General features: G+C 38.3%; 26 protein-coding genes. 4 read left to right on the top strand and 22 right to left on the bottom strand.

What is annotated here, in order from left to right:
* Nucleotides 1–161: 161 nt before the first annotated feature.
* The 3 genes from ytxJ to ABE41_RS14590 form a co-directional block, all read right to left on the bottom strand.
* Nucleotides 162–500 (bottom strand): bacillithiol system redox-active protein YtxJ, encoded by a 339-nt coding sequence (gene ytxJ / locus ABE41_RS14580; RefSeq protein ID WP_066291727.1) that lies wholly within the window; start codon nucleotides 498–500, stop codon nucleotides 162–164.
* An 81-nt stretch (nucleotides 501–581) separates the two neighbouring features.
* A complete protein-coding gene (locus tag ABE41_RS14585) occupies nucleotides 582–1,004 on the bottom strand; it encodes a YtxH domain-containing protein (protein WP_066291732.1) in 423 nt (140 codons plus the stop codon).
* Nucleotides 1,005–1,460 carry a DUF948 domain-containing protein gene (locus ABE41_RS14590; protein ID WP_066291735.1) on the bottom strand — a complete coding sequence of 152 codons (456 nt, stop codon included), beginning with the start codon at nucleotides 1,458–1,460 and terminating at the stop codon, nucleotides 1,005–1,007.
* 177 nt (nucleotides 1,461–1,637) lie between these two features.
* Between ABE41_RS14590 and ABE41_RS14595 the strand changes: the two genes are divergently transcribed.
* The gene (locus ABE41_RS14595; protein WP_066291737.1) at nucleotides 1,638–2,750 is read left to right on the top strand and encodes an aminopeptidase; all 1,113 of its coding nucleotides are present in this window, start codon (nucleotides 1,638–1,640) and stop codon (nucleotides 2,748–2,750) included.
* 468 nt (nucleotides 2,751–3,218) lie between these two features.
* On the opposite strand, the gene murC is transcribed toward ABE41_RS14595, so the two are convergent.
* The 7 genes from murC to ABE41_RS14630 form a co-directional block, all read right to left on the bottom strand.
* Entirely contained in the window at nucleotides 3,219–4,526 is a 1,308-nt protein-coding gene (murC, locus tag ABE41_RS14600) for a UDP-N-acetylmuramate--L-alanine ligase (RefSeq protein ID WP_066291739.1), read from the bottom strand.
* A 230-nt stretch (nucleotides 4,527–4,756) separates the two neighbouring features.
* On the bottom strand, nucleotides 4,757–5,854 hold the full coding sequence (locus tag ABE41_RS14605; RefSeq protein WP_066291742.1) for a nicotinate phosphoribosyltransferase: 1,098 nt from the start codon (nucleotides 5,852–5,854) through the stop codon (nucleotides 4,757–4,759).
* A 478-nt stretch (nucleotides 5,855–6,332) separates the two neighbouring features.
* Nucleotides 6,333–8,948 carry a DNA translocase FtsK gene (locus ABE41_RS14610; RefSeq protein WP_066291744.1) on the bottom strand — a complete coding sequence of 872 codons (2,616 nt, stop codon included), beginning with the start codon at nucleotides 8,946–8,948 and terminating at the stop codon, nucleotides 6,333–6,335.
* 159 nt (nucleotides 8,949–9,107) lie between these two features.
* Nucleotides 9,108–9,920 (bottom strand): DUF1444 family protein, encoded by an 813-nt coding sequence (locus ABE41_RS14615; protein WP_066291746.1) that lies wholly within the window; start codon nucleotides 9,918–9,920, stop codon nucleotides 9,108–9,110.
* A gap of 69 nt (nucleotides 9,921–9,989) precedes the next feature.
* Nucleotides 9,990–10,415: a preQ(1) synthase gene (queF, locus tag ABE41_RS14620; RefSeq protein WP_066291750.1), complete on the bottom strand. Its 426-nt coding sequence runs from the start codon at nucleotides 10,413–10,415 to the stop codon at nucleotides 9,990–9,992.
* A 63-nt stretch (nucleotides 10,416–10,478) separates the two neighbouring features.
* Complete coding sequence (locus ABE41_RS14625) at nucleotides 10,479–10,805, bottom strand: thioredoxin family protein (RefSeq protein ID WP_066291752.1); 327 nt, start codon at nucleotides 10,803–10,805, stop codon at nucleotides 10,479–10,481.
* Between the two features lie 13 nt (nucleotides 10,806–10,818).
* The gene (locus ABE41_RS14630; RefSeq protein WP_066291754.1) at nucleotides 10,819–11,826 is read right to left on the bottom strand and encodes a PTS sugar transporter subunit IIC; all 1,008 of its coding nucleotides are present in this window, start codon (nucleotides 11,824–11,826) and stop codon (nucleotides 10,819–10,821) included.
* A gap of 170 nt (nucleotides 11,827–11,996) precedes the next feature.
* On the opposite strand from ABE41_RS14630, the gene ABE41_RS14635 reads away from it, so the two are divergent.
* Nucleotides 11,997–14,168 carry a methyl-accepting chemotaxis protein gene (locus tag ABE41_RS14635; protein ID WP_066291756.1) on the top strand — a complete coding sequence of 724 codons (2,172 nt, stop codon included), beginning with the start codon at nucleotides 11,997–11,999 and terminating at the stop codon, nucleotides 14,166–14,168.
* 40 nt (nucleotides 14,169–14,208) lie between these two features.
* Here the strand turns inward: ABE41_RS14635 and mltG are convergent, their stop codons facing one another.
* The 6 genes from mltG to queD form a co-directional block, all read right to left on the bottom strand.
* On the bottom strand, nucleotides 14,209–15,234 hold the full coding sequence (gene mltG, locus ABE41_RS14640) for an endolytic transglycosylase MltG (protein ID WP_066291759.1): 1,026 nt from the start codon (nucleotides 15,232–15,234) through the stop codon (nucleotides 14,209–14,211).
* Between the two features lie 308 nt (nucleotides 15,235–15,542).
* Nucleotides 15,543–16,058, bottom strand: coding sequence for a DUF84 family protein (locus ABE41_RS14645; RefSeq protein WP_066291762.1), 516 nt, complete (start codon nucleotides 16,056–16,058; stop codon nucleotides 15,543–15,545).
* A gap of 13 nt (nucleotides 16,059–16,071) precedes the next feature.
* Nucleotides 16,072–17,145 carry a M42 family metallopeptidase gene (locus tag ABE41_RS14650; protein WP_066291764.1) on the bottom strand — a complete coding sequence of 358 codons (1,074 nt, stop codon included), beginning with the start codon at nucleotides 17,143–17,145 and terminating at the stop codon, nucleotides 16,072–16,074.
* A gap of 87 nt (nucleotides 17,146–17,232) precedes the next feature.
* Nucleotides 17,233–17,904 (bottom strand): 7-cyano-7-deazaguanine synthase QueC, encoded by a 672-nt coding sequence (gene queC, locus ABE41_RS14655; RefSeq protein ID WP_066291767.1) that lies wholly within the window; start codon nucleotides 17,902–17,904, stop codon nucleotides 17,233–17,235.
* Between the two features lie 4 nt (nucleotides 17,905–17,908).
* A complete protein-coding gene (locus tag ABE41_RS14660) occupies nucleotides 17,909–18,637 on the bottom strand; it encodes a 7-carboxy-7-deazaguanine synthase QueE (protein WP_066291772.1) in 729 nt (242 codons plus the stop codon).
* Complete coding sequence (queD, locus tag ABE41_RS14665; protein ID WP_066291775.1) at nucleotides 18,634–19,107, bottom strand: 6-carboxytetrahydropterin synthase QueD; 474 nt, start codon at nucleotides 19,105–19,107, stop codon at nucleotides 18,634–18,636. Before queD ends, ABE41_RS14660 begins: the two co-directional genes overlap by 4 nt.
* Before the next feature lie 232 nt (nucleotides 19,108–19,339).
* Here queD and ABE41_RS14670 point away from each other — a divergent pair, with 232 nt between their 5' ends.
* Nucleotides 19,340–19,648, top strand: a complete 309-nt coding sequence (locus ABE41_RS14670) for a PepSY domain-containing protein (protein WP_066291779.1) — start codon at nucleotides 19,340–19,342, stop codon at nucleotides 19,646–19,648.
* Nucleotides 19,649–19,721: 73 nt separating this feature from the next.
* Here ABE41_RS14670 and ABE41_RS14675 read toward each other — a convergent pair whose 3' ends face one another.
* The 3 genes from ABE41_RS14675 to trmB form a co-directional block, all read right to left on the bottom strand.
* Nucleotides 19,722–20,258: a hypothetical protein gene (locus ABE41_RS14675; RefSeq protein WP_066291781.1), complete on the bottom strand. Its 537-nt coding sequence runs from the start codon at nucleotides 20,256–20,258 to the stop codon at nucleotides 19,722–19,724.
* A gap of 127 nt (nucleotides 20,259–20,385) precedes the next feature.
* Complete coding sequence (locus ABE41_RS14680; RefSeq protein WP_066291783.1) at nucleotides 20,386–21,225, bottom strand: YtnP family quorum-quenching lactonase; 840 nt, start codon at nucleotides 21,223–21,225, stop codon at nucleotides 20,386–20,388.
* Between the two features lie 93 nt (nucleotides 21,226–21,318).
* The gene (gene trmB, locus ABE41_RS14685) at nucleotides 21,319–21,957 is read right to left on the bottom strand and encodes a tRNA (guanosine(46)-N7)-methyltransferase TrmB (protein ID WP_066291786.1); all 639 of its coding nucleotides are present in this window, start codon (nucleotides 21,955–21,957) and stop codon (nucleotides 21,319–21,321) included.
* Nucleotides 21,958–22,077: 120 nt separating this feature from the next.
* On the opposite strand from trmB, the gene ABE41_RS14690 reads away from it, so the two are divergent.
* Nucleotides 22,078–22,362, top strand: a complete 285-nt coding sequence (locus ABE41_RS14690; protein ID WP_066291789.1) for a YtzH-like family protein — start codon at nucleotides 22,078–22,080, stop codon at nucleotides 22,360–22,362.
* 44 nt (nucleotides 22,363–22,406) lie between these two features.
* On the opposite strand, the gene ABE41_RS14695 is transcribed toward ABE41_RS14690, so the two are convergent.
* The 3 genes from ABE41_RS14695 to ABE41_RS14705 form a co-directional block, all read right to left on the bottom strand.
* The gene (locus tag ABE41_RS14695) at nucleotides 22,407–23,189 is read right to left on the bottom strand and encodes a phosphotransferase family protein (protein WP_066291791.1); all 783 of its coding nucleotides are present in this window, start codon (nucleotides 23,187–23,189) and stop codon (nucleotides 22,407–22,409) included.
* 150 nt (nucleotides 23,190–23,339) lie between these two features.
* Entirely contained in the window at nucleotides 23,340–25,478 is a 2,139-nt protein-coding gene (gene pulA, locus ABE41_RS14700; protein WP_083207819.1) for a type I pullulanase, read from the bottom strand.
* 101 nt (nucleotides 25,479–25,579) lie between these two features.
* Nucleotides 25,580–25,780, bottom strand: coding sequence for a hypothetical protein (locus ABE41_RS14705; protein WP_066291796.1), 201 nt, complete (start codon nucleotides 25,778–25,780; stop codon nucleotides 25,580–25,582).
* Nucleotides 25,781–25,808: the final 28 nt, after the last annotated feature.

Consider the following 25,808-nt stretch of genomic DNA (forward strand, 5'->3'; position numbering starts at 1 on the left):
CACTAACTTCCTTGAAGGTGAGACCCCGTCAGCGCGAAGCGATAGGGAGGCTCACCGCACGCCCCGCGGAAAGCGAGCATCCTGGAGCAGAAATCAACCACTTTCAAGGGCAACAAAGCTTGCTAAAACAATCTTAAAGAAAAAGCGCAGCAGTCTACCTGCTACGCTTTTGTTTTTTCATTTGCCTGAGTCAATTTTTTATTTGTGATATTCCAATGTGAATCATGCCAAACGACTGTATCATCTTCAAAAATCAGTACTTGTGGTGATTCATGTTTTACTCCTGTTTGATCTGCAATCAGATTAGAAAGCGGTCTGGAGTCTTGAACATTCAAGTAATAAAGCGTTTCTTCTTCATTTTCAGAAGCAAATTTTTGGTATTCTTTAAAAGCTTCATGACTTACAGGACATGTTGTACTGTTCTTCATAATAATGAGACGTTTTTTTTGTTCCTTAACTAAATTCCAATCCTGTTCATTTTGCAGTTGAATAAGTGACATTAATAATCTACCTCCATAATAAAAAGACAAGAAAAAGAATCTGATTCTTTTTCTTATCTTTTCATATTTGTTATTTACTTATCAATATTTTTGCTCTACTAATTCTTGCTCATTTGCTGGATCATAATCTAATGTCTTTTCGTCTTGGATATCGTCTGTAATTTCACCATACAATTCGGACGCATTCTCTTCTTCTTTTGCACGCCATTTATCAATGTCTTTGCGCAGGTTAGAAGTTAAATCTTTAACTTTTGTAGCTACTTGATTCGATTGCTCGGAAACAGTACGTACAATATTTGAGGATTTCTCACGAGCTAAATGAGAAAACTCGTTACTTTTATCCTTTAAATACACAGCTTGTTCATTTAAATCACTTCGCAACTCTTTTCCTGCTTTAGGAGCCAATAATAATGCTGCCGCTGCCCCTAACATACCGCCAACGAGAGCACCGATCATAAAATCCTTGCTGTCAATGTTTTGATTGTTGTTATTGTTGTTGCTCATTTACACTCCTCCTCTTGAATATTGGTTTGTCGCTGAATCAACATTGGATTTTTTGAGCTTATACTTCTCCCATAAATTCAATGCTGCATTTCCCCATTGAACCGCTTGCGATATTTGCTTAGACTGCCGCTCCGTTTCTACCGTGATCTGGTCAGTAACTTTACGGACAGATTGGTTCACCTTTTGAACAGATTGACCAAAATCCTGTACTGCAGAGAAAACGTGATTTAATGAATCAGATTTCTTTTGAACATCCTCGGCTAACTGGTTTGTTTTATGTAACAAATCGGTTGTCTCGCGCGTCACGCCGTCTAGTTGTTTTTCCAGACTTCCAAGCGTTACCGCGACATTATCGAGGGTTATTTGCAAGGACTTTAAAGCTCTTGATAAAAAATAAACGAGTACAACAAATGCTACTGCAATGATAGCTACACTGATTGAAATAATGGTTTCCATTATACGAGACACCTCCTGAAAGTATATTATTAGCTTTTCCCGAGTTTATATCAAAGGAAACGTGTTTTATTAAGTATTCTGGGCTTAAAGCTAAATTCCTTTAATAGAACATTACAAATTGTTTAAATTAAGTTAAAATAAAGAAGATATTAAATATATATAGGGGGATTATTCAACATGAGAGATCCGCGAATTCAGCAACTCGCAAAAAACTTGATTACATACTCGGTAAACTTACAAAAAGGTGAGAAAGTTCTCATCGAAAACTTTGGACTGCAAAAAGAATTAGTAAATGCATTAGTACAAGAAGCATATGCTGCTGGAGGATATCCTTTTGTATTACTAAAAGATCATTCAGTAATGCGTGCACAGTATACTCAAGCATCTGAAGAACAAATGGAGATGATCGCAAAGCATGAAGGAGAGCTAATGAGCCAGATGGATGCTTATATCGGCTTGCGCTCAGGTGACAACATCAACGAAATGTCAGATGTTCCTTCTGAAAAGATGGCACTCTATGAAAAAACCATTTTTGCAATGCACCGCAAGATTCGTATAAAGAAAACAAAATGGTGTGTTCTTCGTTATCCAAATGCTTCAATGGCACAATCAGCCAGCATGAGTACTGAAGCATTTGAGGATTTCTATTTTGAAGTCTGCAACCTTGATTACGGCAAGATGGATGAAGCAATGACCGCACTAAAAGATTTAATGGATAAAACAGATAAAGTGCGTATTACGGGACCAGGAACAGACCTGTCGTTCTCTATTAAAGATATTCCTTCTATCAAATGTTCGGGCCAGAACAATATTCCTGATGGAGAAGTATTTACAGCTCCAGTTAAAGATTCAGTAAATGGAACTATTTCTTACAATACTCCTTCACCTTACAATGGCTTCACTTTTGAAAATGTACAATTAACTTTTGAAAATGGGAAAATTGTTAAGGCGACAGCAAACGATTCAGAGCGTATCAACAAAATCTTTGATACTGATGAAGGTTCCCGTTATGTTGGTGAGTTTGCAATTGGTGTAAATCCATTTATCAAACACCCGATGAAAGATATCTTATTTGATGAGAAGATTGACGGAAGTTTCCACTTCACTCCAGGTCAAGCTTATGAAGAAGCTTATAACGGAAATGAATCTAACATTCACTGGGATATGGTAATGATTCAGCGCCCTGATTACGGCGGTGGAGAAATCTATTTTGATGATGTTTTAATCCGTAAAGATGGTGTATTCGTATTGCCAGATCTTGAACAGTTGAATCCAGAGAACTTAAAGTAATATAAATGGGACCGCCCTATAGTTAATTTAGGCGGTCTTTTCTAATGGCTGTTTTCGTAAACTTTGCTGCTTTTGGAAGTAATTGATTTCCGTTACAGGTTGCTCGCTTTCCACGGGGCGTGCCGTGAGCCTCCTAGCGCTTTGCGCAGTTAGGAGTCTCACCTGTCACACTCGTCCCGTAGGAGTCTCGCACCTTGCACTCCAATCAACATCTCAAAGAAGAGAATGGAACCAAATTACTCAAAAGCAAAAATCTTTTAGAGAAAAGCCTTTCTAATAGATAGCTGAATATTATTGTATGTGTTCTTTTATTTGTTACGCGTTCGCGCAAAAACATGTGTGTTTCATGCAGAACATTGCTAGTCCCGCGCCAATTCCTTTTAGTTTCACGCGGTACCTCCAAATCTTAATCCAAAAAAAAGCTGACACCATAAAGTTTTATCATTATGGGTCAGCTTCTTTTTTCTCTTATGGAGTTGCTGTAAGTGCTTCTTCGTATGCTCTTTGGAACTTTTGGATGTCACCAGCTCCCATGAACAGAAGTACACCATTATCGAATTTCTTAAGAACATCGATGGTATCTTCTGATATAAGCTCCGCATTAGGAATCTTTTCTTTAAGATTATCGATTGAGAGATTACCAGCATTTTCTCTAGCGGAACCAAATATATCACAAAGGTATACATGGTCAGCTTCGCTTAGGCTCTCTGCAAATTCATCCAGGAAAGTTTTTGTGCGGGTAAACGTATGCGGCTGGAAAATAGCAACCACTTCACGATTTTTATACTTATATTTTGTAGCTTCGATTGTAACTTTAATTTCAGTCGGATGATGCGCATAGTCGTCAATCAAGATTTGATCGCCAACTGCCTTTTCTGAAAATCTGCGCTTCACACCTGAAAAGGTCTTTAACTGCTCTTTAATAATATCCATTGGCAGTGTTTCGTAATGACAGATCGCAATCACTGCTAATGCATTCAATACATTATGAGTTCCGTATCCAGGAATCTGGAACGTACCATAAAACGTATTTCGCACAAATACATCAAAAGTCGTACCTTCATCACCGCGTTGAATGTTTTTAGCCTGAAAATCGTTATGATCTTCAAATCCGTAAAATACAACGGGAACTTGAGCATGTATTTGTTGAAGATTTGCATCATCTCCGCATGCGATAATCGCTTTTTTCACTTGCATCGCCATCTGTTGGAATGCGCTGATTACATCATCCAAGTCAGAAAAGTAATCAGGATGATCAAAGTCGATGTTTGTAATGATTGCATAATCTGGTTCATATGAAAGAAAATGTCTTCGGTATTCACACGCTTCAAACACAAAGTATTCGCTTCCCATGCTTCCTTTTCCGGTTCCATCTCCGATAAGGAAAGAAGTAGGCTTTGCTGCCCCTACAACATGTGCAAGCAGTCCCGTCGTTGAAGTCTTTCCGTGTGAACCTGTAACGGCAATAGAAGTGAAGTTAGAAAGAAATTCACCAAGAAAGTGATGATACCTGTGAATCGGTATATTCTTTTCATTTGCAGCTTGAATTTCCTCATGCTGCTCACCAAATGCATTACCTGCAATAATGGTTTGACCCTCTTGAATGTTATTTTTGTCAAACGGTAACACAGGAATGTTTCTCTCTTCCAGCGCTGACTGCGTAAAAATGTATTGAGTAATATCAGATCCTTGTACATCATGACCCATGTCATGAAGGATTTGTGCCAACGGGCTCATCCCTGTCCCTTTAATTCCAATAAAATGGTATTGTGTCATGTAAAGCCCTCCACAAAAAGAACACCTTCTAAAAGGCCTATTTGTATTATTATATGCCTGATTACTTGAATGGTTATATCTTACAAATTACAGGCTGATTCAATACTTGAACCATTATAGCAAAAATTAAGTATCATCACCATGATAGACAGATGATAAGATTCTATAGTCCGATATTAAAAGAATACCTTCCTATAACTTCACCAAAAAAATGAATATTTAATCCAAATCTATTCTACGCGTTCAAGTCTTGGATTGTGTCGATAGATTCTTCCTGCTTTTGCTTGATGATTGTCATGCATCAGGACATTGTCGCCAGTGAATCCAATATTAATCTTTAATAGATTACTGCCTACACCATAAATATCCACAGGAACCTTTTGCTCTTCAAATTGTTCGATTCTTTCTTTTTTGAAGCCTCCGCTTACAACGATTTTCACATGCTGAAAGCCTTCTTCATCCAGAGCTTTACGAAGTGCAAATATCAGCTCAGGGTTAACGCCTCTTGGATCAAAAGAACCAAGCACGTCTGGGTTTCTGAAAAAGTATTGGTCGACCATCGTTCGTGAAGTATCAACCCTTACCCCTTTTAGCGTTTCCCCAAACTCTCTCGCTACTTTTAGAGCATCTGTAATTACATCGTTGTTGTAATCGACAAGTGAAATAAGATCATCTTCCGGATATTTTGCATGGTATGCTTTAGTAGCTTCAACAATATCGCCATTAAAAATTTGTATAAGAGCATGAGGCATAGTCCCCATACCTTTTTTGCCCCACCATTCGTTCATAGCATGTGTAGCTTGTGCGGTTGAGCCCCCGATATAGGATGCATATCCATCTCCAGCCTGCTGAGCAAAGTGATCGTCTCTGTCACCCATAAAAATTACAGGCTTTTGGATACCGGATTTGCTCGCAGCTTTAACTACATTATAAACATTCGTAGCTACCGACGTTCTTCTGGCTAGGATTCCATCAATCATTCCTTCGAGAAAGCCAAAATTCTGATAGGGTCCTTTTATAGTGAGTACTGTTTCAAAAGGAGAAATTTTATCTCCGTCTTTCAACGAATAGATTTCTAAGGAGTCTGGATCTTTAGCAAACGTCTTTATAAGTGCGATTGCTTCATCTGAACCGCATAAAACAGCCTCGCTTTTTTGGAAAAACTGCATGGTTACTACATTATCAGGTTTAAACGATTCTACTATTTCACATGTTTTAAGAAAATAAACAGCAGAGAACCATCCCTCTCTGATCCGTTCATCAAATTTAAATGTTTTATTCGTCAGCCGCTTAATTTTTCCCTGCAGCTTTAATTCTATTTCTTTCATCTATTTACTCCTCATGACTTTTTCATGGTTAATAACAGAAGGGAACTATTCCCCACACTATAATAGCCGACAAGTCCCAATAACTCAAGAAAATCATTTATGATGGGCTTCTTCATATGCAGATCATTCACCGGAAAACAGAAAAACTGGCGGGATCACCGCCAGTTTATTCTATCTTTAAGACTCTTTTCTATAGGCTCTTTTCTAAAAGATTGTTGCTTTTAAGTAATTTTGTTCATTCTCTTCACTGACAAGTTGATTGGAGTGCAAGGTGCGAGACTCCTCGAAAATGAGAATCAACATTTTCTTCGTGCGATGTAACACTGTCGAAGCCTTCCTTGTCCTGCGGGATCAGCGGGACAGGTGAGACCATTCAATGTCGCAAAGCGACGAGTGGGCTCACCGCACGCCCCGCGGAAAGCGAGCATCCTGGAGCGGAAATCAACTACTTCCAATAGCATTACAAAATCGGCCATCTTTAATCTACTTGACTGTATAAACGATTCTCTAATTCTTCTTGTGTGAGGAGGACATGCCTTGGTTTGCTTCCCATCGCTTCAGAAACTAATCCAAAGCTCTCCATCATATCAACAAGTCTCGCTGCTCGGTTATAGCCAATTCTAAACCTGCGCTGCAGACTGGAAGAAGATGCTGCCCCTACTTCGATCACATAATAGCAAGCTTCTTCAAAAAGCTCATCTTCAACTTCAGTCGTTTGCTGATGCTGAATCAGTTCCTCGCGTGTAAATAGATAATCTGTTTTATATTCTTCTTTCACATATCGTGTTACTTCTTCAATTTCTTCATCCGATACGAAGGTACCTTGAATACGAACTGCTTTATTCGATCCGTTTTCCATAAATAGCATATCACCGCGGCCCAATAAACGTTCAGCACCGCTCATATCTAAAATCGTTCGTGAATCGATAGCAGATGATACTGCAAATGCTGTTCGTGTCGGTACATTCGCTTTTATCAAACCAGTAATAACATCAACTGATGGACGCTGAGTCGCGAGAAGCAAGTGAATGCCGCAAGCTCTGGCCTTTTGGGCAATTCGGCAGATAGCTTCTTCTACTTCCTGTGGAGACACCATCATTAAATCAGCAAGCTCATCAATGACGACTACAATATAAGGCATCTTGTTCTGATAGAGTCTTTCCTGCTCCATCTTTTCGTTATAGCGTTTGATCTCTCTGACACCAGTTTTTGCAAACTCTTCGTAACGTCTTTCCATTTCTTCAACAGCCCATTTCAAAGCGGCAGTTGCTTCTTTTGCATCGGTTATAACCGGTGTAACAAGATGAGGAATATGATTGTAAGGTGCAAGTTCAACCATTTTAGGGTCAACGAGCAGCAGCCTAACTTCATCTGGTTTCGCTTTATATAACAAGCTTACTAAAATCGAGTTAATGCAGACACTCTTTCCTGATCCTGTCGCACCTGCAATCAAGCCATGCGGCATCTTTTGCAGATCAGTTACAACAGGAGCTCCCGAAATATCAAGACCTAAGGCAACTGTTAAAGAAGAAGCTGAGTCTCTGAACACCTCATGTTCAATAATTTCACGTAAGAATACCGCCCTGCTATGCTGATTCGGCACTTCAATACCTATTGCGTTTTTACCAGGTATCGGCGCTTCAATACGTATATCCCTTGCGGCAAGACTTAACTTAATGTCATCCGTTAAATTCGTAATCTTGTTAACCTTGACTCCTGGTGCCGGCTGAACTTCAAATCTAGTTACAGCAGGACCTTTTGTCATGTGAACAACTTTTGCATTCACATTAAAATTGTCCAATGTAGACTGAAGAGTATGTTTTTGTTCATTCAGCCAAATATCATCGTCTTCTAGAGATACAGCCGCCTTATTTAAGAATGATAATGGAACAAATAGCTGCTTGTTCTCGTTTACCGCTCTTTCTGGTCTTGTATGAAATGCAGGGGGTTGAGGTCTAACTGTTGTTTGTTCTTTTTTAGTCTGTGATATGCTTGGTTGTCTGTCTTTTTTAAGCATCAGTACATTAAAAGGCACATACTTTCCGCCGCTTCTTGGTGTTTCACGTTTTATAACTGGAGCTGGAGCAGTATCTTCTTGTCCTGCTCTCTCTTGTTCCATTCTTTCTTGTTGAACTGGTCCAGCTTCAGTGGAAGAAACCTCATTTAAGCCGTTACTTTTTTCTTCCTGCTGAACTGGGTCTTCAAAGATCACTGGAGCTTCTTCCTGATGGAAAGCTGGTGTTTCCTCAGAAATCATTTCTTGTTCTTGTTCTAATTCGATTAAATGTTCTGCTGCTCGGGTTTCATGAACAATTAGTTCTTGATCCACAAATTCTTCATCAGGTGTTTCAGGATCCAATACAGCATTTTCTCTTATTTCTTCTGAAACAGAAACAACTTCTTCAGGTGCTGCAGGAAGTGCTTCATCTACTGATTTCAAAAGTTCTTCCGCAATCGAGTTCGTTGGAGGTATGTCTCTCCCAATAAATAAAATCCCTTCAGGTTTCCGCTTTCCATAGCCATAGACAGGTGACGGCACATCAGTAGGAGTAAACCTTGATTTAACCTCTGAAACCGAATCTTTTGCATCGTTTGTTGGCTTATGTGAGTTTTTATTCTTTCTCTCATAGCCATAAACCGGCGATGGAACGTGTGTAGCCTTAAATGCAGGGCGTTTAGGTTCTGGTTTCTTTTGATTCGGAGCCATAGAAGATGATGATCTTCTACTTTCACTTCTAGCTGACCTTTCTTCTCTGCGCACTACCTGCTCTTTTTCAAAATTGTTTTCTCTTGGCTGATATGTATTCCGCTGGATTGGAGCCTTTTTGCTTGTTTTTTCATCAGGTATGACCGGGAAACGGAAAGGAGCATTCTCTGGATACTTATGCAGCATTTTAGCCGAATGCTGATTGTTCGGTTGAACAGGCTTTCTCCCGCTGTTTTTAAAAGCTGGTGTTCTGGCCGGCTTATGTGCTGGAGTGCCTTTCTCATCTGCACGCTGTTTTTTTACAGGCTGCTCTTCTTTTTCATATAAGGATTCATCCTCATTATCATCATCAAAAAACGTATTCATTAATTTTTTTATCCAACTCATTTTCTCACCTATTTCTGTTGGTTGTTTCTTTATTGTAGCGAAAATAGAAGAGAAACAATAGTATAAATATTTATTTGAGCACATACGCCCCAAAAAGAAGAATAAAAACCACTAGAATGTTCTAGCGGTTTTTATTTAGGGGAACTTACCATTTACTGATTACTCATTCGTTTCATCTTCTACCGGCTTATTTTTCGCTAAAATAAAGACTGGTTCAAGCTCTTTGTTCTCATAAATAAATGGTAAAGCAGTTACCGGTACGCGGCCATTCATGAAAAATTGCATAGCCATTTGCGCTAATATGTCATACCCCTGCTTATTTTGAATATCAGCAAGAATCAATACATCCTGATGAGGTACAGCTACAGCCATTTCACCCGATATACGCTTCTTCATATCTTCTAAGAAACTTATATTGAGAATCCTGCTCGCATCATAACCATCATTATGATTTAAAAAGAAAAAAGTATTTCCGGCTACCTGGTCCTGCTTATAGTCTGTTGACAGCCGCTTCACATTAAATCTTGCAGCATCAACAACCTGAGACTCCTCAACATTTAATTCCCTCATCTTATGATTCGTCAAAAGTTTATAAGTTTTGCCTAGGTCTAAAGCATAATAAATTCTTGTTTCTGCAGTGTGTTCCTGATAGAAGAGCTTTTCACCCTCTGGTGTTTCAGCAGGAAATGATGCTGAACGGATAACAGGGAAAATACGTGAAAGAGACTCTTCATCAGCAGATAGACGTGTGGCTTTTAAACCTTCCTCAACATAATAAACGAGCTCCTCTAAGAGCTGGTCTTTTTCTTTATCCCATTTCGCACTAAGTCCGCCTAAAGAAAGAGATACCCCTTTCCCTGTTTGCGTATCTTGTACTCTCAACGTTTCTTCTTCTCTCATATACGTAATTTCTCGTTCAGGATTTGAGAGTCTTTGTTCTAATGCCTTTTTTAGTTTAATTGTATTACTCAAAACCTACCGCCTCCTTTCATTAAGCGAAAAGTGTGTCAACGTGAAAAACCTCCAAAAGGAGGTTTTCATTTAGTTGCTGCTATCTTCTTTATATTCTACTACTACTTCAGTTCCTAGTCCGCCGCGTGCATTCCAGTTACCTGTTACTTTTAGATATTTAGGTTTTAAAAGTTCTACCAAGTCCTCTTTAATGCGGTTGGTTGCATGTTCTTGATAGATTCCTACATTTCTGTAAGATGTTAAATAGTATTTTAACGACTTCATTTCAACTAAATCTTTGTTTGGAATATAGCTGATAATAATATCTGCGAAATCCGGAAGTCCTGACCACGGACATACAGACGTAAATTCAGTTGTCGGAATCGTAACCATTGTTTCTTTACCTGCATATTCGAATGGAATCGTTTCTAAGATATCTACTAAAATAACGTTCTCATCTTGAATATCAAAACGAATTCCTTCATATTTACTGTGGTTCACTTCAACTTTTGCCATACTAAAATACTTCCCTTCAATTATAAAAATTGCTATATCGCTATTATAGCATACACTTTTATCCTATTTGTTTTGGATATTTAATTCTTCTAAAAAGGCTGTGATCTGCTCTTTTGTTTTTCTCTCTTTATTCACATAACGGCCGATCTCTTGACCGTCTTTAAAAGCTACAAAACTTGGAATTCCGAAGATGTCCAGCTCCTGGCATAGTTCGATTAGTTCATCCCTGTCTGCATAGACAAAGTTATATTGTGAATATTCCTCTTCAATCTCAGGAAGGATTGGTTTAATAACAACACAATCAGGGCACCAATCTGCAGAAAAAACAGCCACGGTTACACCTGATTTTATAGTCTCACGAAATTGTTCGATTGATTTAATATTCTGCATATATAACAGCTCCTTATTGGTTCAGTTTCATATCACCGAATTTTATCCGGCCTGTCTTTCTTAGCCACTCTGATAATAGCAGACTAATGATTATAGGGCCTGCAAAATGCAAAATAAATATAGCAAGAAATGTTTCAAAGGTAAAGCCCATAGTCCTGAGTGTCATAATCTGACCGACTAATCCGCTTGTTCCCATCCCAGCACCAGCTGGAATGTTCTCCATCTTAAAAAACATCGTTCCAATCGGAGCCAGGATTATCCCTGCAACTGTTGGAGGAATTAGGATGTAAGGATTTTTCACGACATTTGGAAACTGAAGCTTCGATGTGCCGATTCCTTGTGTTAACCAGCCTCCAAAGCCATTTTCCCTATAGCTGCTCGTGGCAAATCCAATCATTTGCGCAGCACAGCCGATTGTTGCCGCACCAGCTGCAATACCTTCGAGTCCTAACATCATTGCGATAGCCGCAGATGAGATCGGCCCTGTTAAAGCAAGACCTAATAATAAAGCAACTAATATCCCCATTATTAAAGGTTTTTGCTCAGTCGACCACATAACCAGCTGTCCAAATGTTTTCATGAATTGATCGATTCCCGGTCCTACAAAAGCAGCCACAGTATAACCGGTTAAAATGGTTACAGCTGGAGTGACCAATATATCAAACTTTGTTTCACCCGATGTTAATTTTCCAATCTCAACCGCGATTAAAGCAGCTGCAAAACAGCCTGCAACACTTCCAAGTTCAGCCCCGGCTGCCCCTGCAATTCCAGCTGAAAAGAGAACAAGAGGTGGCGCCTTTAATCCATAAGCAACCGCCGTACCAATAACTGGTCCCATTAATGTCATAGCTAATTGGCCCATTTTAACAAAAAACGGAATAGACATCTGTTCACCTATGGTTTTAAAAATCAGTCCAACGATAAGGGAAGCCATCAAACCAAGGGCGAAATATTGAAAACCTGTAATGAAATAAACCTTTGGAGACAAACTAATCCCTTTTTTATGTAAAAAATCCCGCATGATTTTACTCCTTTAATTCTAGTTGTGAAAGATAACACTATCACATTATATCTTGTTTTACCCGGGTGTAAAGACACATGTCAACAACATTGAGTCTCTTTCATTATCTTTTATAGAAAAACTTAAAAAACTGTAAAAAAAGCCGATAAAATTGCAGGGGGGGAATACATATGAACATGACGATACGAAAAAGAGTTCAGCTGATGCTTCTTATTAGTTTAGCCGGAATGATAGTATTACTTGCATTTATCGGTTTATTTTTATGGCAGAATTCTCAAATGGAAAATGAAAGAGAAAGTGTGCAAAGTGCATTTCTTTCAAGCAGCAATATTCGAAGTTCATTTAATGAAGTACGCAAAATGGAACAAGAATACCTGCGCACTCCAAGCGCAGACTCCAAACAGAACGTTCTTACTTATTTAAAAACATTGCAGAACGAAACAAGCAAACTCGCTAAAGAGACAGGTGATAAATCCATCAAAGGAATTGAGAGTGATTTAACTGCTTATCAAACTTCATTTGAATCTGCAACTGGGCTAACCAGCCAGCTAAATTCATTAAAACAGATGATGACCGAAACTTCTGATGAGTTTGCTGAAACAGTAAATACAATGAATGATCAGGCTTTACTCGTAAACTTGCTGCAAATGCAAACGTATGAAAAAGATGTTCATATTAAATACGACAGCACTTCCGTAAAGAACTTTAAAGACAGTGCAGTTGTATTCGACCAAATGTTGGATACAAAAGATATGCCTGCAGATCAATTATCAAGCTTTAAATCAAAACTATTAAAGTACACAAATTCTGCAGATTCCATACAAACGATCACAAAGCGAATTGAAGATGACATAAAAACATTTGAAAAAATTGCTGGAGTGGTAGATCAATCTACTTCAGATGCTGAAAAGTCCTTACAAAAGGAGAATACAGCTCTCTCAGAAAAACAAAAGTCGGTTAAATTCTGGCTTACGATCTGCTTAATAGCACTTAGTGTAATCATTCTTGTCATTTTAGGAGTTATCGGTGTGTGGCTGCTGCGCTCCATACAATCTTCTATTTCTGTACTTAAAGAAGGTGCTACCATTATCGGTGAAGGCGACCTCTCATACCGTGTACATACTTCAGCAAAAGACGAAATGGCAGACCTTGCTCATACCTTTAATGCAATGGCGGAAAAGATGCAAAAATCTATGAACGAAGTAAAAAATGCTGCTGAAAAGCTTACAAGTTCCTCTCAAAATCTTGCGGCTGTATCTGAAGAAACAACAGCACAAAGTGATGAAGTAACAGAAGCCATCTCCCAAGTAGCAACAGGTGCTCAAAGCCAGGCAGATCACCTTCATGAATGTACCGTTTTATTATCAGAAGTTACTGAATCCATTAAGGAAACAGCGACGATAAGTGATGAAATTTCACTGGATGCCCAAAAAGCAGAAAACGATGGTAAGGCTGGCTCAGATACTGTACAGCGGCTTAATACGCACTCTGAACAATTTCTGGAACTGGCTCAGAGTTTAATTTCTGAAATTCAGCATGCATCTCAGCAGTCTAAACAAATTAATTCTATCGTGGAAACCATTCAGGAAATTGCGGGCAGTACAGACCTGCTTGCATTAAATGCTGCCATTGAATCTGCAAGAGCAGGAGAAGCTGGCCGAGGATTCTCTGTAGTAGCAAGTGAGGTTAGAAAACTTGCAGAACGATCAAAAAATGAGGCACTTAGAATCCAGCAGCTTGTAAAATCAATGACTAGCCAGATGGAATTATTATCAAAAGAGACGGTTCGTTTTGAACAATACAGAAACGATCAGCAAATTTCTGTACAACAAACAGAACAAGCTTTTACAAGCATTATTCATAACGTTTCTAAGATAAACGGCAGAATCACTCAAGTGAAAGGTGCTATCGGCCGTGTTGAATCTGCAAATGAAAACTTATCGGAAAAATTATTCGAGGTAAGTGCAATTTCAGAAGAATCTGTTGCAACAAGCGAACAAGTAAGTGCTTCTAGCGTTCATCAAAAAGAAGCGATCCACCAAGTTAACCTGGCTGCCACAGAATTGCAGGAAATTGCTCTGACACTTCAGCAGGAAGTCGATCAATTCCGTTTAGGTGAAACGTTGACTGTTGAAGAAGAAATCGAGTTAATGGAAGAATACCAAGAAGCTGCAGCAACAATAGAAGAAGAATACGAAATTAAGATTACAGAAGAGGACACAGTTTACGAAGAAAATGAACACATCGAAGAAACTGATTTCTTTGAAGAAGAGATGATTGAAGACGATCCAAATACAGAGAGTGAGATTCCTTCAGAATTTAAGGATGAAAATCAAAAATAGTACGATTTAGAAAGAGGGTGTCTCATGGTGAGGCACCCTCTTAATAATTCCCGCTTAAATTTGTGTACTTACGATGTTCCTTGTATGTTTTTGAGAAATAATGACTCCATGTACCGTCCTGTTTGGCTACAAAGTAATAATAATCATGTTTCTCAGGATTTGCTGCCGCTTTTAACGACTGAAGATCAGGACTAGCAATCGGTCCCGGCGGAAGTCCATCATTTAAATAAGTATTGTATGGACTTTTTATCTTTAAGTCCTTTCTCCGCAGCGTTGCTTTAGGTTTATCCAGCAAATACTGGACTGTCGAACAGGATTGAAGCTTTTTGCTATCTTGAATTCTGTTCATAAAGACCCCTGCTATCACAGGCTTTTCTTTATTCAACAAAGCTTCTTTTTCAATGATCGAAGCAAGTGTTATCCACTCATAAAGTGTTTGATCAGTTTTTATTTCAATAGATTCTGTTTTTTCAATAAAACGATCTGTCATTTGACGGATTACTTCAGCAGCATCAAGTTGTTTTTCAAAGAAATAAGTATCGGGAAACAAAATGCCTTCCATCGCATATTTTGTTCCCTTCTGTAGTTTCTTATCTTCTAATTGTAAACTCTCAAATTGATCTTCCCTTAAGCTATCCCACGTCTTTGATGTTTTTAGAAATTCATCTCTCGAAGTGATGCCCTTCTTACTTAACCTGTCAGCAATCTCTATAACGGTAATCCCTTCAGGAATAATCATTTCAACAGCTTCTGTTTCTCTGTCCAGTGTAGAAAGATCTGCTAATAATTCTTTGTAGCCTGTACCATATTTTAATGTATGTTCACCTGCAACCACCTTAGATTTTTTGCCTGTTATCGTTCCATATATATAGAAAAGAAGCTTATTTTTTATGAATCCTTCTTTCTCAAGATTCTCCGCCAGCTTTTGAAAATCACTTTTCTCGTTAAGAATAAAAGGCTTTTCTGCCCTGCCTTCTACAGGTCTTGTTTCATATCCTATCCATATTGAGAAAAAGGCAAGAACGATTAGAGAGATAAGTAAAATTCTCTTCAACAATGTGTTCAAAGTAGATCCGCCTCACATTTTTGTTTCTAATCTGCCCAGAACACCGCAAATCATTCTTTTTGAATGGCTGTTTTCTAAAAGATAGTTGCTTAAGGTCGTTTTTTGTTCTCTTCTTTGACAAGTTGATTGGAGTGCAAGGTGCGAGACTCCTACGGGACGAGCGGTCAGGTGGAGACTCCTAATGGCGCAAAGCGGCAGGAGGCTCACCGCACGCCCCGTGGAAAGCGAGCAGCCTGGAGCGGAAATTAACTACTTTCAATAGCAACAATGTATGCGAAAAAAGAAGTGCCTCATATGAGACACTTCCTTTATTTATTACTATTCATATACACATACTGACCTAACAGGATTGTTGCAATATGAGAAAACATTTCGCCTCTGGATAAAAGTCCAGCAGTAAATACGCCGATTGCTCCATCCTTTTTCCTGATTTCCGGATCATTTGTCCACTCTCCCATAAACTGTCCGAGTTCCTTGCCTTCGCGCAAACCGTCAACTATCGGAGGTGGAAGCAATATTCTTGCCCCAGCAGCAGTAAGGATATTTCCTTGTCTATCCGCGACCGCTCCCCAATTACTCAAATACATGCCATCTTCCATTTCCATTACTCCACCCTCAAAACCAAGACCGATCGCAGCACCTTGTCGTACACAATCTATTGCCCGATTTACTGCACCTGTCTTGGTTTCCTCATCAGAAAATGGCTGTGAGGAAACGAGTGAATCGGAAGAAAAAACAGTGAGTTCCGCATTCTCAAAATAGTTTAAGAAGGCATCCGCAGCTTTAACTTTTGCGGGATTAGACGACCCAATTCCAATTTTCATAACATATTCATCCTTAACTATTTTCTAAGATTGTTTGAAGCGTAGAAGCATCTGCAGTTTTAATTAAATTAACAAGCAATTCTTTTGCCGCTGCATAGTCATCGATATGGATAATTGAAGCATGTGTATGAATATAACGGGAGCAAATACCGATTACAGCAGAAGGTACACCGTTTCCTGAAACGTGTACACTGCCAGCATCTGTTCCGCCCTGTGAGATAAAATATTGATATGGAATATTGTTTGTTTCAGCCGTATCTAGAATAAACTCTTTCATTCCTCTATGTGTAACCATCGTTCTGTCTAAAATTCTTAATAAAGCCCCTTTTCCAAGCTGGCCAAATTCACTTTTATCACCCATCATGTCATTTGCAGGACTCGCATCAAGTGCAAAGAACAAATCCGGCTGAATCAAGTTTGCAGCTGTCTTTGATCCTCTAAGTCCTACTTCTTCCTGTACTGTCGCACCGCTGTAAAGTTCGTTTGGAAGAGTTTCATCTTTAAGTTCTTTTAACAATTCAATCGCGAGACCTACACCATAACGGTTATCCCAAGCTTTTGCCATGATTTTCCTAGGGTTCGCCATAGGAGTGAATGGGCAGATTGGAACGATTTGCTGACCCGGTCTGACTCCCATGTTATAAGCATCTTTATCATCATCTGCTCCGATATCAATATACATATTCTTAATGCCCATCGGTCTATTACGCTGATCCTCAGAAAGCAGATGCGGAGGGGTTGATCCAATGATCCCTGTGATAACTTCTCCAGAATCTGTGTATATATTTACACGCTGTGCCAAAAGAACTTGGCTCCACCAGCCTCCCAATTCCTGAAATTTAAGCATTCCGTTCTTCGTAATTTTTGTAACCATAAAACCGACTTCATCCATATGACCGGCAACCATGATCTTTGGTCCGCCATTGCCTTTTTTAACTCCGAAAATACTCCCTAGTCCGTCTTGAATAATTTCATCAGAAACCGGTTCGAGTTCCTGGCGGACAAACTTGCGGAGATCTCTTTCAAATCCTGGTGCAGCAGGCATCTCCGTCAACGTTTTAAACAATTCGAGTGTTTCTTTATTCATAATAAAAACAACCCCTTCTAAATAATCCTATGTACACGTTTATTGTACACTTTATCAGAAGGGGTTTTCTAGGTTTATGAATATTGTCTAGTTTTCGTATGCGATGGGGTCAAAAGAACCTGCTTCTTTAAATCCTTTAAGACGGAGCAGACAGCTGTCACATTTCCCGCATGCGGATTCTTTTCCGTTGTAACAAGAGGTTGTTAATTCATAAGGCACGTTAAGAGATAATCCAGCTTCAATCGTTTCCTTTTTTGAAAGATTGATTAACGGAGTTTTTACAAGGATGTTCTTCCCTGTAACCCCAGCTTTCGTTGCCAGGTTAATCGTTTCTTCCATGCTATGAATAAATTCAGGCCGGCAGTCAGGGTATCCGCTATAATCAACAGCGGAGACTCCTGTATAAACTGCTGTTGCACCTATGACTTCTGCATATGCACTTGCTAATGCCAGGAAAATCATATTCCGGGCAGGCACATAAGTGACTGGAATGCCTTCTTCAGTCTCAGTTGGAACATCTAAAGTCTCATCTGTTAAAGCACTTCCGCCTATATCTTTTAAGAAAGTAAGATCAACAATTCTATGGTCAGCAACTCCATAATACTTACCTACTTCAATTGCCTGTTCTACTTCCCGATTGTGACGCTGCCCATAATGAAACGTTATAGGATAAAGATCATAGCCTTCCGCTTTCGCGATTCCCATGCATGTCGTGCTATCAAGTCCTCCGCTTAGGACAATAACTGCTTTTTTACTCATGTAGTTATACCCCTCTCTCTTCTGGGTGCCAGATTACTTTATGAAGCTGCAGGCTCAACTTAGCATTCGGCAAATGACTTTCTAATAAAAGTTCCACTAGCCTTCTTGGCGGCATACTTTCCCAAACCGGACTTACACAAATCTGTCCTTTTCGATAATGATGCTCCACCACTTGTTGCGTAATTTCAAAATCTTCTTCTGAGCCGATTACAAATTTAATTTCATCCTGATTTTGAAGTTCTTTAAAATTACCTAAATTCATTTTGTCCATCTCACCAGAAGCAGGAAGTTTGTAATCCATAACAAACCTCATTTTTCTTTGAAGTTCTGGGTGGGAATTACGCAGTTTTTCAAAAGGAACTAAATCGATAGCACCATTTGTTTCAATATGGATATCTACAATGTGTTCTAAATCAGCCATTGCCATGAGCAAAGCTGCAGACTTTTCTCGATGGATGAGGGGTTCGCCTCCCGTGAAACAAATACGGGAAGAACGGAATGATTTAATAGTTGAAATGATCTCATCAATGGATGCTTCAAATTCAGGCTTTGCAGGTGCATAACTATAAGTCGTGTCGCACCAAGTACAACGCAGATTACAATGAAAGACTCTTACAAATACAGTTGGATAGCCTGCCTGAAGACCTTCCCCCTCTACTGTTTCAAAAATTTCAACCATCGGGAGTTTCCAATGTCTCCAGATGTCTTTAGATGGCAGATCGAACGACTTCATTCTCCCACCATCCATTCTCTTTTCATAACGGCAAAGCTTGTTGGAGTTTCATACAGCTTTAATTCTTCGATTCTGTGCCCTTTTTCAGATAAGCCTCTTTGTTTTAGTTCAGCATCAATCTGTTCCCACATCCAGACAACCATATTTTCAGCAGTTGTATTCATTGGAGGAAGCACTTCGTTTAAGTATCTATGATCAAGTTTTTCATCAATTGCTGTCTTGAAAATTTCTTTAATTTCACCAAAATCCACTGATATACCGATCTCGTTCACATATCCACTCATTGTGATTACAAGTTTATACGTGTGGCCATGAAGGTTCTTACACTTTCCCTCATAACAGTGAAGGTGATGGGCTGCATCAAACGTAAATTCTTTGCAGACTGCAACACGTTTATTGTGATATTTTAATTGCTCACGCTTTATATCACGGTCAAGCATTTGAACATCTTTAGGAATTTTATAGGTCATTCCAGTTCATCCTTTCAATGGAGAGCACGAAAACAAAAAAATCTCTGCAGATGCAGAGAGTGTGGAATATCATTCTTCACGCTCCCTAGTTTTGTTTTAGGAGGGGTGGGAATCTCGAACCCTCCATCTGTATCATGAGTATCTTAACAAAAACAGAGAAGAAAAAGAAGGCTTTTCTTTGTTATACTAAAAAATAGAAGAAAAGAAACTCTACATAAGGTGGTTAATGATTATGAAATGGAGAAACTTAATCTTTGCCGGACTTGCAGGTGCTGCAGCAGGCTATGCATTTACTAAAAAACAAACAGAATGGCTCTCACCCGAAAAAGCATTAAAAATGTTGAAAGAAAAAGCAAATCAAACCTATAACATTTCAGGTTCATGGATTTTAGTCAATCGAGAAAGTACTTTTGTTTTTGGTCTTCCATACACGGTTTATAAAGGCGGCTTTTCTGACTCAAGTTATGGCAGTGCCCCTGTACATTACGAATTTTTAATCGAAGCAAAAACAGGGACACTGCTTCAGCTTATTGAAAAATAACATCTCTTTTATAAACAGCCAAAAAAACAAAGCCCCTTGTCAGCCATTCAGGCTGAAAAAGGGGCTTTACTTATTAACGGTAAAGTTTTGTTTGGTTGTATAGGTTGTTTTCAATCTTGAATTTTGTAGTAAGGTACTGACGCTTTTCCCAAACCGTCAAGATGAATAACGGAACAATAATCAAGATGAACAATAATGCTGTTACAACGACTACATCCATATGAGTTCCAAGATCAGACTCATGCTTCTTTTTATAATCCTTAATTTTGTCACTAGCTTTTGCTACTGCACCTTCAGCTAATAATTCATTTTTGTCTGCATCATAATAAACAACTTCAGTATGATCAAAATAAAAAATATTATCTCTGACAGTATCATAATTAGCGACAGCAACTGTAACCTCAGAAGCTTCTAACTCAGGATCTTCATTGGGAAAAGACTGAACGTCTGTTAGCGTTAAAGAACCTTTTTTATAGTCTTTGTGCTCGCTTTTAATCCCTTTTTCAATTGTTTTCTTCATTTCATCAGTTGCTGTGTCTGCAGATGCAAAAGAACCGATTGATAAAAACAGTGTAAATACGGTAAACATGGTAATTAACTGCTTTTTCATTTTTTAATCCCCTTTCAATTCATCTCTTGAATTGCTTATAAAAAATATAATTTCATACCTTTCATATTTTAACATATCCTGTCGATTTCGACATTCACTTGAAAATGGAAATTGTATGACTTTTTTTTCACATTTTTGGAGAACGCGGTACTCTTTCCAATATGTTCCCATCTTTATCCCATTTTACTGCTCTGTAAATGCAGTCATGATAGAAGAAATACCATGTATCAGGTTTAATCCATTTCTGCTTTGCAAAAATAGATGTCATTGGATAATCATCATACGCTAAAACCCAGAGAGGATTATGGTGAGCGTGAGTAGGCATGATATCACCTAGATGATATATTTTTTCGCTGCCAACATTAAGCTCGATGATTGAATGCCCATCGCTATGGCCTCCGGTATGTATCATTTTTATACCTTCTATAGGTACAATCTCTTCTTCGAATGTTTTTACTTGGTGAGCAATAGGTTCCCAATTTTCACGCCAGTATGTATTTTGAGAACGTACATTAGGATTTTTAAGCTCTGCCCATTCTATTTCCGATGTGTAGATGACAGCGTTTTCGAAAACTGGTACCAATTTATCTTCTTGCCACTTGGATAGTCCGCATGCATGGTCAAAATGCATATGTGTCATAAGGACAATATCAATATCACTAGGAGCCAGACCTTCTTTTTCAAGGCTCTTATGAATTAGAGATTCTTCAGAAACACCATAGTTCCTTAGCTGCTTATCTGTTAATTTACCAGCTCCAATTCCAGACTCAATTAAGATATTTTTACCTCCAAGTCCTTTGATAAGAATGGGTTCAGTTCTTAACTCAATCTGATTTTTGTCATTAACGGGATATCTTTTTTCCCACAAAGGTTTTGGAACAACTCCAAACATTGCACCGCCGTCCATATGTGTTACTCCACCGTCCAGCCAAGTTAGTGTTATCTCGCCGATTTTCCACTGATCCATTTTTCATTTCTCCTTTCTCTTCACTCCTTTTACAAGTGTATCATAAGATCCTGATTCGGAATAAAAGAAAAACCCGGTGTTATCACCGAGTTTTTATGAACGAAATTGAGCTTCCATTCTGTATATACGAAATCCCTTTTCCGAAAACTTTTCTTCATATTCAGTCATAACGTTGTCCATACCGCTTTTATGAAGATCAAGACTAACATCCTGAAAAATCATGCCGTATTTAGACATGCTATGAAGTGAATATTCAAATAACCCTTGATTATCCGTTTTAAAATGAATCTCACCTTGTTTTTTTAGGATGGTTTCATAACGTTCTAAGAAGCTTTCATGTGTAAGTCTTCTTTTTGCATGTTTTTTCTTTGGCCATGGATCAGAGAAATTAAGATAAACACGATCGATTTCTCCCGTTTCGAAATAATCTAAAATATGGGTTGCATCTGCACGAATTAATTTTACATTGGACGTTCCATCTTCTAAGATTCTGTCCAATGCAGTAATGATGATGCTGTCATAAAGCTCCATCCCTAAATAATTTATGGATGGATTCTGCTTACCCATGCCTTTAATAAATTGACCTTTACCTGTTCCAACTTCAATATGAATCGGATTATCATTTCCAAAGAAAGAACTCCACTTTCCTTTCATGGATTCAGGTTCAAGTGATACTACTCCGGGGTTGTCCAATAATTTTTCTTTAGCCCAAGGCTTAAACCGTTGACGCATAACAATTTCTCCCGCCTTACAATATGTTTATTATCATTGATGTTATTTAGATCAGTTCAATATTTCAAGGATATTTTTTTCTTAACTCCATAACCTATGCAATGAAAGGATGTGCAGCAAATGCCATTAACTTACAATGATCAATTGCATATAATCAGAGATCTTCTGCAAGACCATTATACAGATTGTGCCGGTTCACCATCAGAATGTGCACAAATTGAACGCTTGGCTGCACATTTGATTGAAAATGGTGAAATCCACGAAGAAGTAAGAAATATTTTAACAAATATCAATGAATATAGTCATACAGGTTTCTCACATCAGCACTTGGAAGAACATATATCTAATCATCTTCCACATCTGGAATCGTGGATTAATACGATTCAGACACACCATCCATATTAAGACACTATTCCCTAGGAAATAGTGTCAGATTTACATTTTAATTGTCAGATCGTCCCCGCAAGTTCCTTGATACTTTCAGCAAACTGGGCAGTTTCCTTTGACTGTCCTTTTTCTTTATACCAGAAAAAAGAACTGATTGTTTGTGCAAGTACATACCAATGCATTCTACGTTCAAGATCATCATCCAAAGTCTGACCATAGATTTCCAGCCAGTTATCCCACTCTTCATAAGGAATATAGCTATAGAGCAGCATACCTAAATCCAAGGCAGGGTCTGCAATCATTGCACCATCCCAGTCAATAAGAAATAATTCATTAGTATCACTTAAGAGCCAATTATTATGATTTACATCACAATGACATACCACCATATTCTCAACTTCAACTTCTGATGCAGTTTCCATTAGATAAGCAAATGAATCATTAATTATCTCGAGGTAATCTTTTTCTTTCCGCATCTGCTTTTGAATATCATTCAGCATATCAACAGGAGTCAGTCTCTTTTTTTCTAAGCGGTTCATCATTCCCAGCAGCTCTTGAGACTGATGGATTTTTGCTAACAGTTCTGCTACGTTTTTACTCTTCATATCAGCTGCTTTTAATTCTCGTCCGTTAAGCCACTGCTGTGCAGTAATAACATCACCGTTGCCAAGTCTTTTTGTCCATAACAATTTGGGTACAATGCCTTCAGCCGAAAGAACAGCTAAAAACGGAGAGGAATTACGCTTTAAGAACAGTTTTTGGTTCCCGTATTCAGCTATATATGCTTCTCCTGTTGCTCCGCCAGCAGGGGAAACCTGCCAATCTTCTCCCAAAATCTGTTCCAAAATGTTCACCTTCTTGTCTAGTTAGATCCGTTTTTCATTTATGTTCATTCAGCAAAGAGAATAAATTTCCGTATCAAAATAAAATACTGCGAAGTCATTATTTTAACACAAAAAATCAATAAAAGCACTTGAATATTACGACTTCAATAATCATCTTTTTACAAATAACAATGAAAACGATAATGGATTAATGAGATACGTATTAGAATCCAAATTTCTTACAACACTGCTCTCGTTTTCAACTGCTATTTTCCAAGAGCCCTGATGTATTGGTATTTCTGCGGCTTTTAGAGATTGATTAAATAGAAGTAATACTTTTTGCCAATAAGAACACTTTACTTTTTTATCGGTCAGGGGATGTTTGATTTCCACTCCTAAAATACCTTCTGGGAGTTCATGCAATTGATTTACACTGCCTGCTTCATCACGAAAAACTGGCTGTTCATTGCGAATTTTTATTAGTTCTTGAAAGTACTTAACATCATTCTCGTATTTTTCACATTCATGCCAATTAAAAGCATTTATTCGATCAGGCATATTATAGCTATTCTCAACTCCATGTTTCGTACGATAAAATTCCTGCCCGGAATGAATAAATGGAACTCCTCGTGAAAACAAGGTAAATGCCAGTGCAAGCTTCTGCCGTTTTTTTCGTTGCATTTCATTTTCATGCGGGTGACGAATTTTCAGAAGATCATATAAAGTATGGTTATCATGGCATTCTGTATAGTTGATGCTTTGTTTTGCAGATAAAAACTTGTCATTTTTACCGGCATACCCTTTTATGGATCTCAGGATTTGATCCATAATAGAAAGGTCCTGATTTCCGTTTATAAAACCGGCCGTACCGCCAGTAAATATACTTCCTTTTACACTATCTCGAAAAGAATCGTTGAAAAATGAATAATCAGGAAGAACTTTTGCTGAAGATAAGTTAGCTCTCTTCTCCGGGTCGAGATTCGTATTTAGATCCCAGCCTTCTCCGAGCAGAAAAATTCCAGGGTTTAATGATTTTAGTTTTGATGCTGCAATATTCATCGTCTCTACATCATGTATTCCCATTAAATCAAAGCGAAAACCGTCGACTTTATACTCATTTAGCCAGTATAAAAGCGCATCTAGAATGAACTTTCTTACCATTTTTCGTTCTGAGGCTGTATCATTGCCAACACCTGTACCGTTTACAGGATTGCCGCCGTCATCATAACGAAAATAATAGCCTGGAACTAGCTTCTCAAAAGATGACTCTTCCAATTTATATACATGATTAAATACAACATCCAAGATAACAGAAAGCCCGTTGTCCTGGAGTGTTCGAATTAAAGTTTTCAGCTCTTTGATCCTGCATACCGGGTTATTTGGTTCCGTTGCGTAAGATCCTTCTGGAGCAAAGAAATGAACAGGATCATACCCCCAGTTATATTGGGTATTTGGTTTTGTTTCATCTACACTTCCAAAATCCGCGACCGGCATTAACTGTACATGCGTAATGCCCAAGCTTGTTAAATAATCCAGCCCCGTAATATTTCCTTTGGATGTTTTTGTGTTCTTTTCCGTAATTCCAAGATATTTACCTTTATGTTTCACACCGCTTTCAGGATGTATAGTAAAATCTCTAATATGAAGTTCATAGATGATACTGTCAATTTTCGAACGAAGGTTCATTCTTTTTTCGGATCGCTGCCATTGGTCAGGATCTGTTTTACGCAAATCAATAACAACCGATCTCTCACCATTAATTGTTACGGAGCGTGCATATGGATCTGCTGCTTCGACCCATTCGTGATTAACTTTAGCTCTGTAAATGTACTGAGTTAAATGGTGATCACCTTGTAAGGTAAAATGCCAAACTCCTTTTTCTGTTCTTTCCATGCTCGCTTCTAAAAAATCTGATTCCCCGAATACTTTATACCTAAGCTGCATTTCAACAGCTACAGGAGACCATACTCTAAAAACTGTGGAGTTCGGTGTATACTGGGCACCAAGAAGACCATCATCAAAAAAGAGCGAATCAAATTGATCTGTTCTGACTATACTGCCTATTTTAAGGGGAATTTGGTTTCCGTTAATTTTTATCCAATAATCTTTGCCCATCTTCAATTGAATGGGAGATTTGCATTTATAAATATATCGCTGGTTATAATTTTCTTGTTTAAGGATCGTTAAGGAATGTACAATACCATCCGTTTGTAATAAACCAAACGACGGGACGATTGAAAAGGACTTTTTAGCTACTATTGTTATTAGTGAAAAGTCATCAATATAAGCTTTTGCTTCAAAGTTCTTCAACCTGTGTTCACACTCCTTCAGTCAGCTATTACATCATATTGAACTTAAATTCATTTTGTTATTCGTAAATATGAAAAAGAGAGAGGGATGACCCGCTCTCATTAATTATTTAAGTATTTATTTCTAAGAATTCTTCCCGCGATTACCAAAGCTGCATAAAGGATAATTGGAATAATAATACCCCACATAAGGTTATCGTTTGTGACTTCTGACACCCATTCTTTTATGCCAGGTTTTTTTTGAATCAACGCAACCCAAAGGATCGAAAAAAGAGCAATATTAAAAAAGTCAGTCCATTTCATTTTCTTCACCACTCAAGTATTCATAGAT

Source organism: Fictibacillus arsenicus (assembly GCF_001642935.1).
GTDB lineage: Bacteria > Bacillota > Bacilli > Bacillales > Fictibacillaceae > Fictibacillus > Fictibacillus arsenicus_B.

Coding starts and splice junctions, on each gene's coding strand:
- ytxJ (WP_066291727.1), bottom strand. CDS start 500: ATGTCACTTATTCAACTGCAAAATGAACAGGATTGGAATTTAGTTAAG.
- ABE41_RS14585 (WP_066291732.1), bottom strand. CDS start 1,004: ATGAGCAACAACAATAACAACAATCAAAACATTGACAGCAAGGATTTT.
- ABE41_RS14590 (WP_066291735.1), bottom strand. CDS start 1,460: ATGGAAACCATTATTTCAATCAGTGTAGCTATCATTGCAGTAGCATTT.
- ABE41_RS14595 (WP_066291737.1), top strand. CDS start 1,638: ATGAGAGATCCGCGAATTCAGCAACTCGCAAAAAACTTGATTACATAC.
- murC (WP_066291739.1), bottom strand. CDS start 4,526: ATGACACAATACCATTTTATTGGAATTAAAGGGACAGGGATGAGCCCG.
- ABE41_RS14605 (WP_066291742.1), bottom strand. CDS start 5,854: ATGAAAGAAATAGAATTAAAGCTGCAGGGAAAAATTAAGCGGCTGACG.
- ABE41_RS14610 (WP_066291744.1), bottom strand. CDS start 8,948: ATGAGTTGGATAAAAAAATTAATGAATACGTTTTTTGATGATGATAAT.
- queF (WP_066291750.1), bottom strand. CDS start 10,415: ATGGCAAAAGTTGAAGTGAACCACAGTAAATATGAAGGAATTCGTTTT.
- ABE41_RS14625 (WP_066291752.1), bottom strand. CDS start 10,805: ATGCAGAATATTAAATCAATCGAACAATTTCGTGAGACTATAAAATCA.
- ABE41_RS14630 (WP_066291754.1), bottom strand. CDS start 11,826: ATGCGGGATTTTTTACATAAAAAAGGGATTAGTTTGTCTCCAAAGGTT.
- ABE41_RS14635 (WP_066291756.1), top strand. CDS start 11,997: ATGAACATGACGATACGAAAAAGAGTTCAGCTGATGCTTCTTATTAGT.
- ABE41_RS14645 (WP_066291762.1), bottom strand. CDS start 16,058: ATGAAAATTGGAATTGGGTCGTCTAATCCCGCAAAAGTTAAAGCTGCG.
- ABE41_RS14650 (WP_066291764.1), bottom strand. CDS start 17,145: ATGAATAAAGAAACACTCGAATTGTTTAAAACGTTGACGGAGATGCCT.
- queC (WP_066291767.1), bottom strand. CDS start 17,904: ATGAGTAAAAAAGCAGTTATTGTCCTAAGCGGAGGACTTGATAGCACG.
- ABE41_RS14660 (WP_066291772.1), bottom strand. CDS start 18,637: ATGAAGTCGTTCGATCTGCCATCTAAAGACATCTGGAGACATTGGAAA.
- queD (WP_066291775.1), bottom strand. CDS start 19,107: ATGACCTATAAAATTCCTAAAGATGTTCAAATGCTTGACCGTGATATA.
- ABE41_RS14670 (WP_066291779.1), top strand. CDS start 19,340: ATGAAATGGAGAAACTTAATCTTTGCCGGACTTGCAGGTGCTGCAGCA.
- ABE41_RS14675 (WP_066291781.1), bottom strand. CDS start 20,258: ATGAAAAAGCAGTTAATTACCATGTTTACCGTATTTACACTGTTTTTA.
- ABE41_RS14680 (WP_066291783.1), bottom strand. CDS start 21,225: ATGGATCAGTGGAAAATCGGCGAGATAACACTAACTTGGCTGGACGGT.
- trmB (WP_066291786.1), bottom strand. CDS start 21,957: ATGCGTCAACGGTTTAAGCCTTGGGCTAAAGAAAAATTATTGGACAAC.
- ABE41_RS14690 (WP_066291789.1), top strand. CDS start 22,078: ATGCCATTAACTTACAATGATCAATTGCATATAATCAGAGATCTTCTG.
- ABE41_RS14705 (WP_066291796.1), bottom strand. CDS start 25,780: ATGAAATGGACTGACTTTTTTAATATTGCTCTTTTTTCGATCCTTTGG.